Genomic DNA, 15,598 nt, shown 5'->3' on the forward strand with positions numbered 1-15,598 from the left:
ACGACTAAACAGTCAATAAACCAAGTTCATCTAATTTGGCAATGACCGCATCAGCACATTGCTCTATATCCAAACCGCGTGTGTCGAGATGTACTTCTGGAGACTCTGGACGGTCATAAGCCGAATCAATACCGGTAAAATTCTTGATTTCGCCATTGCGGGCTTTTTTATATAAACCTTTTGGATCCCTTTTTTCACAGATCTCAAGTGGAGTATCAACAAACACTTCGATAAATTGCCCTTGTGGCATTAAATCCCGAACCATCTTACGATCAACCGCAAAAGGAGAAATAAATGCAGTAGAGACAATTAGACCAGCATCGACAAATAACTTACTGACTTCACCAATTCGGCGAATATTTTCAACCCTATCCTTATCACTGAAAGTCAAATCGCCATTTAATCCGTGGCGCACATTATCGCCATCTAACACGTAAGTATGACAGCCTCTTTCAAATAGCTTTTGGTCGACCGCATTAGCAACGGTCGATTTACCAGACCCGCTGAGTCCTGTATACCAAAGTACGGCAGCTTGATGACCATTTACATTAATACGTTGTTGATGTGAGACATTGTGCTGATGCCAAACAACGTTGTCTGACTTCGTTGGATTTTGATTAGAGTCGCTCATATTCATCCCTTGTACATACGCTTCGTAGCTCGTTTAGCTACTTCGCTTTATTCTCACTAAATACTAACGTACTTTTATCAAAATCAAAGACTTGATTGACAGAAATACGCAATATCCGAGTAACAATTAAATGTAACTTATGGAGAAATGTTATAGCGCTTTTACACCTTTAATAAGCGTTTTTATTGATAAAGCCTTTAAACACAGTTTTAAACACGATTTTCAAATCAAACCAAACCGACCAATTTGTAATATAATCAAGGTCGTATTCGACTCTTTTTTCCATTTTATCCAAAACATCGGTTTCGCCACGCCAACCGTTAATTTGTGCCCACCCTGTAATGCCAGGCTTCACTTTATGACGCAACATATAGCCATCAATGAGTTGTCGATACTCTTCATTGTGTTGAACTGCATGCGGTCGAGGTCCGACTATCGACATTTGGCCGTTTAATACATTAAAGAACTGAGGTAACTCATCAAGTGATGTCCCCCTCAAAAAACCACCAATCGAAGTAAGCCTTGGGTCATTTTTAGTAGCCTGTTGAACGTTCGAACCATTTTCCATTACTGACATAGTCCTAAACTTCCAAACTTCAATAGGCTTACCGTCGATACCGTAACGCAACTGTTTAAACAAAACCGGTCCTTTCGACGTCAATTTGACCGCCGCTGCAATAACTAGTAAAACCGGTGTAATCAAACACAAAATCACACTTGCTAGCACAATGTCTTCAATCCTTTTTAACACAGCGTTGCTACCGTCTATTGGGGTGTCATAAATACTTATGGTTGGAATACCGTCCAGTGTATCTGTTCGTGCGTGAAGTAAGTTAAACATGAAAACATTTGGGACCAAATACACAGAGGCTGTTGAATCCGCTAGTTTTTGAATCAACCACTTTATTCTGGGCTCTGCGCGCATAGGCAAAGCAATATATACTCTGTCTATATTACCTGAGCGACAATCATCAATAAGTTGTTCTAGAGTACCCATGCAGTGCTCACTGTACATGGGCGTTTTAGCATCGTCATAAAAGCCTTTAAACTTCAATCCCAATGAAGGCTTTTGACTGATTCTGTGAGCAATTTCGAAACCGAGTTGACCGGCACCTGCGACCACAAAGTTTCTAGTATTGTGATTATGACTGCGAAGAATACGCAGCACCAAACGCAATGCGACTCGATAAATCGATAAACCTAGGCCGGCAGAGGCAAACCACATTAACTGGAGTGCTTCCGGTTGAATAAACTCTGGAAATAAAAATTGAACCGACAACGCAATAAATGCAAAAGACAAAAACCAGTGCAACATGACTTTTTGCAACTCTTTCGCTAACGATAGTCCCCGCCAAGAGATATAGATGCTGTCAACTTCACTGCTAAAGTGAAATAGAAATACCGCTATCGCCAAAGCGGTAGAATGTTGCAACTGCCACTCTATGCCCAAATAGTCCAGGCTCACGACCAGTGCTAATACAATAACAACAACATCAACGAATCGTTGCGTAAGTGAAATAGCTGACGTGTTATTGTGGAGTATTCCGCGCTTTCTTTCATTCATAACGGTTTATTTATTCTTATAATTCTTAAACAGTAATTCTTTTAACATCACTTCTTTTAATAAAAGCAAAGCAAACTTAGTATTCGTTACTAAATACCTTTTAAACATACGGCGCGGCTCTTGAATAACTCGATACAACCACTCTAAGCCATATTTTTGCATCCAAACCGGCGCTCGCTTGACCTTCCCCGCAATCACGTCAAAGGTACCACCCACGCCCATCACAAAATTGACGCCAAGATCACTTTTCCAAGTATTAATAAAATTCTCTTTTTTAGGCGACGACATGGCAACAAACATCAGCTTGGCACCAGAAGCTCTAACTTGAGCAACGATCTCTTTTTCATCGTCAAAGTAGCCGTGATGAGAGCCCGCAATTATTAAATTTGGGTACTGATGCTCTAAAACCTCTTTGGTCTTTACCAACACGGATTGCTCTGCCCCCAATAAATATATTGGGAAGCCCTCTTTCGAGCTCATCGAGACTAATTGGTGAAACAAGTCAATGCCTGCAACTCGTTCAGGTACATCAATGCCAACCGCTCTTGCGCCTAGTACTACGCCTTGGCCATCTATATTTATCAAGTCACTGTCGTTCACTGATTCAAATAAATTGCGGTCCGAGCGCATATTGACCAACTTTGCAACGTTGACCACTACGTGTTGAAAAAAGCGCTGCTGCTCGATTGCATTTTTAATGACATCAACAGACTCATCCATAGTTAATGGATGCATGCGACAATTCAAAAAAGTAACTTCTTTCACAAATGCTCACTTTTTATACTTTTTGAAGCTTAGTTCAATAACTAGACATCAACGTATCATTAATACACGTTACAAAGTTATCATAACTAAATTTAAGCTCAATAGCTCGCTGTCTGTTTTTTAATAAATTTTTATCTTGGAAGACATTTTCGATTAAGATACGCTCATTTAAGTGATCGATAACATCAATTTTATGATCAAACCCAAAGCAAAAAGGATCCTTTTCAGCTAGTTCGTGAAGGCTTGGGATCTGTCGGTATAAGATCAATTTATTATTTGCCATTCCCTCTATCAAAGTTAATCCAAAACCCTCTTCTAATGACGGAATTAACTGAATATACGCGTCAGTTACTAACTGATATGGACATTTAGAGAAACCTAACAACTTTACCGACAAATGCTCACTTTTTAGCTTTATCACCTGTTTTTGTAAGTTTTCTAACTCAGGCCCTTGGCCAACAACACTATAAACGATCTTAATGTCCAAGTTTTGTGCAACATGATCTAGTATTTGGATCGCTTCTTTAAAGCCTTTCCAAGGATGTAATGAGCCAACAGAAAATACTTTAATTGTTTTGGATTGGAGCTGTTCGAGCCAAGTTTTTTGCACGATATCTAAGATATCAATAGGTTGAGTTAGTAGTTGAGCGTCAGTCAATGGATTATAAACAACCGATATCTTCGTCTCACTTATGCCTTGAGCCATTAAATAGGACTTGGCGCTTTGTGATACGGCGATGTATTCATTAGCTCTAAACAATTTAAACAACCAAGGTTTTGCGCGGTAGCTCGCATGTAAATAAAAACACGTTTTTATACCCATCAATCGCAACATGAAGAGTAACGGCAAGTACATTCTTGAGTGAGCTACAACTTTAGTTGCATGCCTAGCTTGATTAATCGTCTTTAAATAGATATCGAAAAGCGCAAATGGTTTACGAGTAAATTGACTGTCCGCTAAACACATAACCTGACCGCCGGTAATACCATGGATAAGCGCTAGCATTTTCTGAGCGCCACCTCGGTTTACATCCTTGTTGTTGATAAGATGAATTAGCATGATTATCGCACTGAAATTTGTTCGTTCGTGGATTGCAATTGCTCTACACCGAGTTCTCGTCGATGTGAGTTCTCTAGTGCAAATAGCGCTTTTTTACCAACGACGCCCTCGCCATTAATAGAGCGAGAAACCATTACCATACCTCCAACAAAGAGTTTTCCGGTCAGTTCTATCGGACCCACAACCATGGAATTTGGTCCGATAAACACATTTCCATTAATTTTAGGTTGCGAAATACACTCCCCTTCAACCAACGCAGTGCTTCCTAAGTTTCCGCCAAGTGTCGCGCCCTGCATTATTTTTGCCGAGCCATAAATTTGTACTTGATGGCCAATAACAATGGCTAAAGGGTGAGGAAAATATAAAGCTGCATAGAGTTTTGCTCTATGATCTATATCCGAGCTAAATAAAATGATATTCAACCACCAAAAAAGTTTAGGTAAAACAGGGATACCAACTCGATGTAATGAATGACCAATACGATAAATCGCAGTGCAAATAAAAGACGGTGATAACACACCTTTTAATTTCCCAATACGACCTGTTCGTTGCTTTTGATAAGCAATGAAAGTCAAATCAAGATTAAGTAAGGTCAGAATACTTTTGTTCATTTAAAAAACTCACAGCATAAAAAAAGTAAGGCATATACATCCAAAACTTCAGGGTTGGGTACAATGCAAAACAACAAAAGAACAACAATACAGCGCCCTTAAAATGAAAGTCATCTCGGTGAAACCGAATGTACTTATTCAACAGATAGAGCAAAAATAACAAGGTTCCTAACAGGCCAAACTCAAACAAAAACACAGGCAATTCACTGCCATCTCTTGTTGTTGCATTTACTTCATATACCAGTACCGATAAGCGGTTTTCTATCGCTTTTGTTCCCCAACTTCCTAGGCCATGGCCAAAAAAGACTTTCGGCCACTCTTGATTACTTTGGTACATAGCTACTCGCAAGACTGGCATTACCCTTGAACTATGGTTTAGGACTCGGTTGGAGTCGGTATTTCCAAGTAATGACGCTCGATAACTCAAAAATGCCCACACTAATGCAGTAAGTACAATCCCAATCATCATGCCTCTGACCGGGTTTCGTCTAAACGCCGTCGCAAAATAGACAAACGCCAATACAGCAAGTGTGGTTAACGTGCCGTTAAGAAGCATGACAATGATTGTAATTAAAGTCGTCCACTTATATTCCTTGACGCGTTGCCAAACATGGCGACCATATAAAAGTAACGTATTGAATGTAATGGCAATTGCATACCAATTAGGTTCTACAAAAAAGCCTCTAAGTCGCTGTGTTACCGAATAGCCTTTTTCATAATGAGTGGCGTCAATAAAAGCAATTTGATAATCAAACAGTTTGAAAGCAGCAAATTGGATCAAACCGGTTGTGATCATGATCCACTGAAAGGTCAGCAGTTGCTTTTGCCCAATGGAAGGCCAACTATAATGACAAAATAAAGCAACATTAAAAGCGATAAACAAATAAATTGAAATTTGTTTGTAACCTGGCGTAGACAGGGCTGCGCCAGACACCATGGCAAAAAAGATAAATGCGATAAATAACTTGTCGTTGTTTAATCCGCCTCTGAACTTATTGGGCTTTCGCAGCGCAAAATAAAGGTTCAACGCCAAAATACAAAGGATGCCCAGGTGTATTTGAAAACCCAAATCAACCTTCAACAAGCTGTCGAAAGCAAAAGAGTAGTAAATCAAAGGTGTAATCGAAAATAACCGGATGACCAAACTAATTGCCTTTATGTTCTCAATTACTTTGCAGTGCTTCGATTAAAAACCGCTGTGAATGACGTATGAGTGCATCCAAGTTTTTGTTCACTTCGTTAAAGTCTATTGGGCGACAATTTTCCTCACTTATTGCCTCTCCATCTGCTAATAACCGCTCACTCAGTCCTACCCCCTCTAATAGCGTTTTTTGACGCTGATTGAGCTCCGTTAGCTTATGAGGGATCAAAGTAAACTGACGATTAAAATTAAGTGAAAACGCACAACCGTGAAATGAATTTGTTATTACGTATTTAGCGTTTTTAATATACGTTAGCCATTCACGCGGACCTATGTCCAAGACATTTTGGTCTGCGCTCGCTATTGCTTTAGCCCCAAGGTGAATAACTGGTAATCCAAATAAGTGTTTTGCTTCTGAAACCCGCTTCTCAAAAGTACTCAACATGTCACCAGAGCCAACGACGTACGAAACCACATAATCATGTTTGGGAACTAAATGATTAAGCTCTATTTCACTGTAATCTCTGAGTAGTAGAGATGGGTCGAGTACCGTATCTGTTTGTGGCTTAGTGCTGTTACACGCATTCGACTCATCAAGTGAAACCTTTACGTCTTGTTCCAGGATACGCTCACGACAACCAATTGCATCAAAACCACTAATCGCGTCCTGAATTTGTCTGTTGGTAATGTCTCTAAACCTAACGCTTCCAGCACTCGCGGCATAAGCGACTTTTTTCACCCTAGTCTGGGAAGCTTCAGGCAAAGGAAAATCGAACAAATACGTCATATCAAAATTCGCTTTTCCCGTTTTTTTGTCGCGCGACTCACCATGTAAGTTAGGGTTCCAGACTTGGTCACTGCCCACCACAAACGCACTAGGATTGACTAATCTCTTTAATCCATTTCTCGAATAAAAGGTTTTGGGTGTCAAAGGCATAAATTGACGACGAAACGCAGAAAATTTTCGGTACTTTTTGTATTTTTCAATACTTCCTTTGAGTGACTTCATGGGCCGCTTGGTTTGCCAGTGCATGTAAGGCGGAAGATAATCGACCACTTGTGTCGGTAGTTCATTGTCATTTAAAAACTTTGCAAGAGCATAAGCCTGTAATGTTGCACCAAAGTTAAGGGCACGCTGATACGTAAAGGTATAAATCACGCTGACTGCTCCTCATTACGGGAGTAATTGATTTGTTTATGCTTCTCTACAAAAAGCGCATTGACCTCTTTAAGAGCCTGTTGCTCATCAATAACGCCTAAGTTTTGAGCCTCACCTTCATCAAGAATTACCACTTCTGGTTCGATCCTGATCCCAGTTTCTTTTAATACAGTGTTTTGTACCATGGTCGCAAACTGACTGATTTCATGGCCCGTTGCTTGACCGTTGCTGATGATAATTAAAGGTCGATTCGTTTCTATGTGAACATTGCCTTGTTGATAGCCATTTAAGCCAACGTGTTTGATTAAATCACCCGCTGATACTTTGATGGTCTCGTCCGAGTGAGGGTAAGTACCAACGCCTTGTAATCGACTTTGTAAATTTAAGTACGTTTTAACGGGTAAAATAGGACTTTTAAAGAAACATCCGACATTGGCAACTTGCTTGGGATTAGGCATTGTTCTTGTGCGAATAAACTTTACCACTGCTCTTTTTAAACGGATCGGCAGAGACTCTACAGCAAGTAATTCTCGTACCTTGTCAAAATGCATTTTTAACTTAAATCCACGCCATTTACGTTTAACCGATTTACTCGCAGATTCAATCCTGATTGACTTTAAGGAGAGACTGATTAGCGTTGGTAAATCTAAAACAGACGGAATATATCGAAAGAAAAAAGGCACCACTTGTAACTTAAACGTTACCTCTACAACCAATAGTTCTGGCCGCGATTTAAAAACACTCGAGCGATAACTAAATTGGCAATCGCTATTTGTTAACACTTCAATTTCTCTTGTAATAAGGTTTAAACATCGAACCTGCTGTACAACATCTGCGACTTCTGCTCCATAAGCCCCAATATTTTGCACAACACTTGCTCCAACATTACCGGGAATTAAGGTCAAACGTTCTAATCCAGCCAAGTGATTGGTTACGGTATAAGCGACTAGTTCGTCCCAATCTGTTCCAGCCCCTACCGTTATCATGCCTCTGTCTAAGGGACTCACAAAAATATCTTTATTTTGTGGATGAATTACAAACTTGTGCAGTCGATCAGGAAGTAAAATATTACTCCCACCTCCCAACACAAACACATTGGCAATATTGGTCGTGGTTAACACTGGCCAATGTTCTTCGCGCTCCATCAAATCAAACAACTGTTCCTCAGAATCAAATGAAGCGTAAGTCTGAGCAATACAAGGGATTTGAAAGCTATTAAACGGCTTTAAATTTACATCTCTATGGATCATCGACGGCTCTCTGCATTTTTAAAGCGAGGTATAAGTTGCTCTAACAACTCAACTACAACTTGATTTTGTAATACGAAAATTGGTTTTAGACGGACAATAAAAAAGTGACTCAAATAATTGGCAACCATCAGCCCTACAACGGTTGCCCAAGCCGCCCCTGTGATACCAAACTGTGGAATCCACCACAGGTTTAAGCAAATAGAGACAAAGCAGGCGACGATACTTTTGACAAACACCCCTTGCTCTAATTTGTGTTTAATAATGACTTGACCCGCAAACGCACCTAAGGAAATGGCAAACGGCGTTAAACTCAATACTTTTGCGACGTCTATTGCCGATCTGTACTCTGCCGAAAAAAAACAGTGAATAACCAGTGGGCTGATCCAAAAGCTCAAAATACTCATAATCAAACCAAGCAACATGACAACTTGACCAAATCTCAGATCTGCATCACAAGTTCGTTTGTGTTCTTCACTTTGTGGGTATTTATTTGACGTAAATAGTTTTGGCGCCAAGCTCTCCGACAGCACTAATGCAACGATACCAAACACACTGACTACCGCCGTAGCCGCGGCATATATACCCGCTTGAGTCGATGACAAATAACTTTGAATTAAAATCAGATCGATGCGTTGAAATAACAGCATGGCCGCACCTGACAATACCAACGGAAAGGACTTTTTCACCAAAAAGCCAATCAGGCGAGGAGAAAGTTTGGCTCTTTGTTTTGTTTTACGTTCTAAAATTGAAGTACCGCGAGCAACATAAACATACAGCAAAGAAACAACTAAAAAGTCCAAAGCTCTGATAAGAACAACAGTTTGAATAGACGCATTGTTTAACAACGCGAGAGTAATGCTACTCAGCACCAAAATCCCAGATATAATTTCGATGGTTGCGACCCAAACATTTTGTCGCTCAGCGACCAAAACACCTCGAATACAGCGGCCAAACTTAAAGAGATACGACAAAGAAAACAAAATTAAACATTGGAAAAGTAGTTCATCGACAAACAAAAATGACAAAGCGGTGACACTGATACCCAGTAAAGCAAAAGCAATGTTAATCGCGATAGCGTTGGTTATTAATCGAGAGGTTATTGAAGGAAATTGGCTATAGAGTCTGAGTAATATCCCCATTAACCGAAACTCTGCCACAATAGCGACGACAGAGCCGACAGCGATCGCTACGCTATATACACCGAACTCATCAGGAGAAAAGAATTGAATAACTAGCAAGGCAACTAAAACAGATTTGCCACCTTCAAGTAACTTTGCCAACAAGGCAAATAGGTTATTTGCTGCCAGTACCGAACGACTAGACATAACCCAGACCACCTCTTAATTTTTGTTATTATTTATTGTTATTTTTATATTTGTGTTTTTGTCTGTATGTTGATCCGTCAACATGTTCATCTTTTATCTCTTGATGAACATTTTTGTTACATATTGTTTCATACGATACACCTAATCTTTTCACTATGCACCGCTTTTATTTAACTCTTGGGGCTTATCGACTAAATTAGCTACAAAAGGCTAGTCTGAACAAATTTAACTTAGTTAATTTAGATAAGTGTAAAAGTTGTAGTCTCTTGGTATAGTCCATTTGTCGTAGTGGAGAATTGACTCCAGCGACAAAGATTCAAACAACCTATTTATTAACATTGAAATAAGGACACAAAGGAATTTTCAATGAAAAAAGATAATAAAAACCTTTCAAAAGTTAAAAAAGCCATTATTCCTGTTGCAGGGCTTGGTACGCGTATGCTTCCGGCATCTAAAGCGATTCCAAAAGAAATGCTGCCTATTGCGGATAAGCCCATTATTCAATACGTAGTAAACGAGATTATTTCCGCTGGTATTAAAGAAATCGTTCTTGTCACTCATTCATCTAAAAACAGTATCGAAAACCACTTCGATAAAAGCTTCGAATTAGAATCAATTTTAGAAAAGCGAGTTAAGCGTCAGTTACTGGATGAAGTCCAGGCTATCTGCCCTAAAGATGTGACTATCATGCACGTTCGTCAAGGTGAAGCTAAAGGGCTTGGTCATGCCGTAGCTTGTGCTCGACCTTTAATTGGTAACCACCCTTTTGCTGTTGTTTTACCGGATGTCATGATCAATGACTACGACTCAAACCTAAAGACAGACAATCTAGCCGAAATGATCGCACTTTATGACGAGACTCGAGCCAGCCAAATCATGGTTGACCCAGTTCCTAACGAAGACGTTAATAAGTATGGGATTGCTGACATAGACGGTGTAAAAATCAAAGCCGGTGAATCTAAGGCTATGGTTGGCATGGTTGAAAAGCCATCGGTTGAAGACGCACCTTCAAACCTAGCTGTAGTTGGCCGTTATGTTTTATCTGCAGAAATCTGGGATATCCTTGAAAAAACACCAGTTGGTGCCGGTGATGAAATTCAATTAACTGATGCTATTGCAACGTTAATGGATTGGGAACAGGTTAATGCGTATGTAATGAAGGGCTCTTATCATGATTGTGGTGATAAGTTGGGTTATATGAAGGCGTTTGTTGAGTATAGTAAGCGTCACCCTGCTCTTGGTGAAGCGTTCTCAGACTATCTAGCAAACGGTTAGTATGCGAAAAGCCTCTTGTCCGCTTACTCAGTGAATGGGCTGACCATTGGGTGGCCTTTGTCTCGGCCGCGCAAGTACGTCCCTGTAATGCTCCCAGCCGCACATCCCTGTGCGGCAACGCCTCGTAAACGCTCACCCAATACTCATCCCTAACATTCAGCGTCGTCGGCGCGAAACACGCTGTAAGTTCAGATAATGGGCTAAGTATGAGGACTGCCTGTGCAGTTGCGAGCTCCTAACCTGGGTACTTTAACCCGTGGAGTTTAACTTAAGCTCTGAGAATGGGCTGACCATTGGGTGGCCTTTATCTCGGCCGCGCAAGTACGTCCCTGTAATGCTCCCAGCCGCACATCCCTGTGCGGCAACGCCTCGTAAACGCTCACCCAATACTCATCCCTAACATTCAGCGTCGCCGATTTGATGAGTGCTCATTTCAGAGACGATTAACGCAAGGAGTGAATTGCAGATGCTGAGTTGGGTAGTCTAACACTTGATAGTCCAAACAGGATGTTTGGCCGTAAGCGTCACATGGATGTGCTTGAAGCGGTCAAGGGTTAGACTACCCAAGTTAGGAGCTCGCAACTGCACACGGGCCACTCATGCTTAGCCCATTCTCTGAATAGGAGATAAGAGGACCTCGCAACTGAATTAGAAAGGAAACACCATTGGAATAAGTGTCAGAACCATCACACTGTATGTGAGAGACACAGGCCAACCAAACTTAATAACATCCTTAAACGAGTAATTCCCCGCATTAAACACCATCAAGTTTGTTTGGTAACCATACGGACTCATAAAACTACCACTCGCTCCGTACGCCACTGCCAATACAAATGGCAAAATATCGACACCAAAGCCTTTTGCTAACGAATACGCAATCGGAAACATTAAGGCTGCAGCCGCATTATTGGTGATAAGCTCGGTAAGGATAAGGGTGACTACAAAGACTAAGATGAAACCAAAATACACGCCTGCCTCGGCGGCGTTGACTGCGACGGTATTGGCTATCACTTCACTGATACCGACATTATCAAATGAGGTGGCTAGGGTTAGTGCGCCGACTACAACCGCCCATAATTCGAGAGGAAAGCGCCGTTTAATTTCGTTGATTTCCAAACATTGGGTTGCGACTAACAACGCCATGTAAAACAAAAATGCTTTAAGCAAACTAATTGAGGTCAGCACGGCTAATGCGATGGCACCAATAAACCCCCACAGAGTGAGTTTTTCACGCCAGCCGCTCAAAGCATTTTCAACTTTTTTACCGCTTAAGATAAAGAAGTTTTTGCTGATATTGGTTCGCTTACTAAAGTCAGGGCCTACGGCCAACACCAAAAAATCGCCCGACTGGATAACGATGTTACCAAGCTTTCCTGATAAGCGTCCCCCTTCTCTCTTTACCGCAACGACAGCGGCATCAAATCGAGAGCGGAATGCCGATGACTTTAATGTTCTTCCGACAATCGCACTACCAGGCTTTACTACCACTTCTGTAAGGTTTTCGCGCAGCTCGCCATCTTGCTCAGCAAAGGTAGTCAAGCCATCAAACTGTTGTAATACCGTTACTTTTTCTACATCGCCAGAAAAGATGAGTTTGTCGTTAGCTAAAATGATATCTGATGGAGACACAGGCGTTATCAGTCGGCCATTACGGATGACTTCTACCAAAAACAGCTGCTCTAGGTTCCGAAGGCCGTTTTGTTCTACGGTTTGGCCTATCAGTTCTGATTCAGGGCTTACTTTGGCTTCTAAAAAATACCCTGCATGCTCTTTGTCTTTGGTTATTTCACCTTTTAGTGAACCAGCTCGAATAATCACTAAAGCCAAACACACAACAGAGGTACAAATACCAATCAAAAAGAAATCAAAAAAGCCAAACCCTGGCTCGCCTTTTTCAATTAGTAGTGAGTTCACAATCAGGTTAGTCGATGTGCCAATGAGTGTTAATGTACCGCCGAGAATTGCAGCATAAGACAAGGGCAATAACAGCTTATTTGGCGCAATGACTTTGTTGGTTTTTATTGGATTAATCAGGGTTGCAACGACCGCGGTGTTATTCAAAAAAGCCGAGGCGATAAGCGTGGTGAAAAGAGTCTTTATGTACGTAAAAGGCGACGCTTTGTTTAATAAAAACTGAGACAGGCGTCTCAAATAGCTGGTTTGTTCAAGGGCGAACGCACAAACAACTAACAACATCAGTGTTACAAGCCCTGGGTTAACTGTATTAGCGAGTAACTGTTTTGTTGTTACAAAGTCCAATCCCAAACAGGCCAAACAAGCTGCACCAAAAATCCGCTCAGGTACGTGCTGAAACTTAAACAAGCCAATTAAGGTCAAAACAAAAATCAGTAATACCCACACTTGAGCGCTTTGCCCATCTGTAGAGAACACGTTTGCGAGCATCCCTTCCATTGTTTTGACCTATTTGTTGTTTGAGTTAATCATCATTCAATCAACGAACTTTTTCAATAGTCCATTATTTAAACAATGAAATATCCTTCGCATCCCAATGAGGGAAGTGTTTTCTTACCAATGCATTAAACTCAAGTTCAAACTCACTAAATTGGGCTTGCTTATTGAGTTCTTTACCCGCCCGACGGATCATCCCGGCACCTACAGTAACATTAGTAAGGCGGTCAATTACGATAAAGGCTCCAGTACCTTTGATATCTTTGTAATTATCAAACGCAATTTGGTGGTTTAATGATAGCTGACAACGACCAATTTCATTTAATTCTAAACGAAGCGCTTCGGTCTGCTCCATCGTGTTTACATCAATTTTATAGTCTATGTTAGACACCGAGCCTGTGGTACTTTTGGTAGCAAATTTAAAATCGTATTGTTTATTCGGCACTAGAGGACTCTCACCCATCCATACCAAATCAACCTCCAATTGATCGGCCACTTGCGCCAGCTTATTGGTATGAACTAATACGTCGCCACGACTAATATCAATTTCATCCTCTAAGGTAATCGTAACAGCCTGCGGAACGGTTGCTTGTTCTAAGTTACCATCAAAAGTGACAATGTCTTTCACTTTCGACGACTTACCCGATGGCAACACAGTCAGCTCGTCACCGACCCGAACCGTTCCAGCAGCGATAGTTCCAGCAAAGCCTCTAAAGTCCAAATTAGGACGATTGACGTACTGCACCGGCATTCTAAAGGTTTCGTAGTTATACGAGCGCGCTATTGGAGTGTTCTCTAGCATTTCCATTAATGTCATGCCGTGATACCAAGGTGATTGCTCTGAGCGGTTTACGACATTATCACCCTTTAGCGCCGATATTGGCACAAACTGAATATTTGGCAGATCTAGCTTTTCAGCTAATGTTAAATAATCAGCTTTGATATCTTCAAAGACCTGTTCAGAAAAGCCCATCAGATCCATTTTGTTTACCGCAACAATGACATTTTGTAAGCCAATTAACGAGGTAATAAAACTGTGTCGACGAGTTTGAGTTTGTACCCCATAACGAGCGTCAATAAGAATGATAGCTAAGTCAGCGGTCGATGCACCAGTTGCCATATTGCGAGTGTATTGCTCGTGCCCAGGCGTGTCCGCAATAATGAACTTACGCTTATCCGTCGAAAAATAACGGTATGCAACGTCTATGGTTATGCCCTGCTCACGTTCAGATTGTAGACCATCGACTAATAAAGCGAGGTCTAGTTCTTCGTCTGTCGTGTTAAAGCGTTTGGAGTCGTTTTTTATCGCTGCCAGTTGGTCTTCAAAAATCATTTTAGAATCGTGTAACAAACGCCCAATCAAGGTGCTTTTGCCATCATCTACAGAGCCACAGGTGATAAAACGCAACAACTCTTTGTTTTCGTGCTGTTTTAAGTACTCTAAAATATCGTCTTGAATTAAATCCGATTGATGCGCCATTAGAAGTACCCTTCCATTTTTTTCTTCTCCATCGAGCCAGCTTGGTCATGGTCAATCATCCGACCTTGACGCTCAGATGTTTTAGTTAACAACATTTCTTGAATTATATCCGGTAATGTCGCCGCTTCGCTTTCAACCGCACCGGTCAGTGGATAACAACCCAATGTTCTAAAACGCACCATCTTCATCTCAGGTGTTTCACCTTCATTAAGTGGCATACGTTCGTCGTCCACCATTATCAAAGTACCATCACGCTCAACAACCGGGCGCTCTTTGGCCAAATAAAGGGGAACAATTTCGATGTTTTCTAAATAAATGTATTGCCAAATATCCAGCTCAGTCCAGTTAGACAAAGGAAACACTCGAATACTCTCACCTTTATCGACTTTGCTATTGTAGATATTCCAAAGTTCCGGGCGTTGTTTCTTAGGATCCCAGGCGTGGTTTTTATCGCGAAACGAATAAACCCGCTCTTTAGCACGAGACTTTTCTTCATCACGACGTGCCCCACCAAATGCCGCATCATAACCACCTGCATCTAGCGCTTGTTTAAGCGCTTGGGTTTTCATGATATCGGTATGCTTAGAGCTACCATGACTAAAAGGTCCTACCCCCATATCGATACCTTCTTGGTTTTTATGCACAATCAGGTCAAAGTCATACTCTTTGGCAAGACGATCGCGAAACTCGATCATTTCTTTGAATTTCCAAGTCGTGTCGACATGTAAGAGAGGAAAAGGAATTTTGGCTGGATAAAACGCCTTACGTGCCAGGTGCAACATAACGGCCGAATCTTTACCTATGGAATAAAGCATCACTGGGTTATCAAACTCCGCAGCGACTTCACGAATAATATGGATAGACTCCGCTTCCAACGCCTTTAAGTGCGTCAACTGATGATTCGTCATCTTGGGTTCCGTTTAAACAT

Annotated in this window: 14 protein-coding genes; 1 reads left to right on the forward strand and 13 read right to left on the reverse strand. The window is 41.2% G+C overall.

Going from position 1 to position 15,598, the window contains the following annotated elements; genetic code table 11:
- Positions 1-4: 4 nt before the first annotated feature.
- The 9 genes from cysC to J1N51_RS03860 form a co-directional block, all read right to left on the reverse strand.
- Positions 5-631: an adenylyl-sulfate kinase gene (cysC, locus tag J1N51_RS03820; protein ID WP_408635881.1), complete on the reverse strand. Its 627-nt coding sequence runs from the start codon at positions 629-631 to the stop codon at positions 5-7.
- A 169-nt stretch (positions 632-800) separates the two neighbouring features.
- Entirely contained in the window at positions 801-2,195 is a 1,395-nt protein-coding gene (locus tag J1N51_RS03825; RefSeq protein ID WP_208832662.1) for an undecaprenyl-phosphate glucose phosphotransferase, read from the reverse strand.
- 6 nt (positions 2,196-2,201) lie between these two features.
- A complete protein-coding gene (locus J1N51_RS03830) occupies positions 2,202-2,960 on the reverse strand; it encodes a WecB/TagA/CpsF family glycosyltransferase (RefSeq protein ID WP_269802012.1) in 759 nt (252 codons plus the stop codon).
- Positions 2,961-2,994: 34 nt separating this feature from the next.
- Positions 2,995-4,020, reverse strand: coding sequence for a glycosyltransferase (locus J1N51_RS03835; protein ID WP_208832663.1), 1,026 nt, complete (start codon positions 4,018-4,020; stop codon positions 2,995-2,997).
- 2 nt (positions 4,021-4,022) lie between these two features.
- Complete coding sequence (locus J1N51_RS03840; RefSeq protein WP_208832664.1) at positions 4,023-4,631, reverse strand: hypothetical protein; 609 nt, start codon at positions 4,629-4,631, stop codon at positions 4,023-4,025.
- Positions 4,603-5,664, reverse strand: a complete 1,062-nt coding sequence (locus tag J1N51_RS03845; protein ID WP_208832665.1) for a hypothetical protein — start codon at positions 5,662-5,664, stop codon at positions 4,603-4,605. Before J1N51_RS03845 ends, J1N51_RS03840 begins: the two co-directional genes overlap by 29 nt.
- A 130-nt stretch (positions 5,665-5,794) precedes the next feature.
- Positions 5,795-6,931 carry a polysaccharide pyruvyl transferase family protein gene (locus J1N51_RS03850; RefSeq protein WP_208832666.1) on the reverse strand — a complete coding sequence of 379 codons (1,137 nt, stop codon included), beginning with the start codon at positions 6,929-6,931 and terminating at the stop codon, positions 5,795-5,797.
- Positions 6,928-8,181: an FAD-binding protein gene (locus tag J1N51_RS03855; RefSeq protein WP_208832667.1), complete on the reverse strand. Its 1,254-nt coding sequence runs from the start codon at positions 8,179-8,181 to the stop codon at positions 6,928-6,930. Before J1N51_RS03855 ends, J1N51_RS03850 begins: the two co-directional genes overlap by 4 nt.
- Complete coding sequence (locus J1N51_RS03860; RefSeq protein WP_208832668.1) at positions 8,178-9,506, reverse strand: oligosaccharide flippase family protein; 1,329 nt, start codon at positions 9,504-9,506, stop codon at positions 8,178-8,180. The genes J1N51_RS03855 and J1N51_RS03860 overlap by 4 nt, the downstream gene beginning before the upstream one ends.
- Before the next feature lie 366 nt (positions 9,507-9,872).
- On the opposite strand from J1N51_RS03860, the gene galU reads away from it, so the two are divergent.
- Complete coding sequence (galU, locus tag J1N51_RS03865) at positions 9,873-10,781, forward strand: UTP--glucose-1-phosphate uridylyltransferase GalU (protein ID WP_208832669.1); 909 nt, start codon at positions 9,873-9,875, stop codon at positions 10,779-10,781.
- A gap of 249 nt (positions 10,782-11,030) precedes the next feature.
- On the opposite strand, the gene J1N51_RS03870 is transcribed toward galU, so the two are convergent.
- The 4 genes from J1N51_RS03870 to cysD form a co-directional block, all read right to left on the reverse strand.
- Positions 11,031-11,168 carry a hypothetical protein gene (locus J1N51_RS03870; RefSeq protein WP_208832670.1) on the reverse strand — a complete coding sequence of 46 codons (138 nt, stop codon included), beginning with the start codon at positions 11,166-11,168 and terminating at the stop codon, positions 11,031-11,033.
- A gap of 261 nt (positions 11,169-11,429) precedes the next feature.
- Positions 11,430-13,193, reverse strand: coding sequence for an SLC13 family permease (locus J1N51_RS03875; protein WP_232842854.1), 1,764 nt, complete (start codon positions 13,191-13,193; stop codon positions 11,430-11,432).
- 64 nt (positions 13,194-13,257) lie between these two features.
- Positions 13,258-14,670, reverse strand: coding sequence for a sulfate adenylyltransferase subunit CysN (cysN, locus tag J1N51_RS03880; protein ID WP_208832671.1), 1,413 nt, complete (start codon positions 14,668-14,670; stop codon positions 13,258-13,260).
- On the reverse strand, positions 14,670-15,578 hold the full coding sequence (cysD, locus tag J1N51_RS03885) for a sulfate adenylyltransferase subunit CysD (protein ID WP_208832672.1): 909 nt from the start codon (positions 15,576-15,578) through the stop codon (positions 14,670-14,672). The genes cysN and cysD overlap by 1 nt, the downstream gene beginning before the upstream one ends.
- Positions 15,579-15,598: the final 20 nt, after the last annotated feature.

The organism is Psychrosphaera ytuae (assembly GCF_017638545.1).
Lineage (GTDB): Bacteria > Pseudomonadota > Gammaproteobacteria > Enterobacterales > Alteromonadaceae > Psychrosphaera > Psychrosphaera ytuae.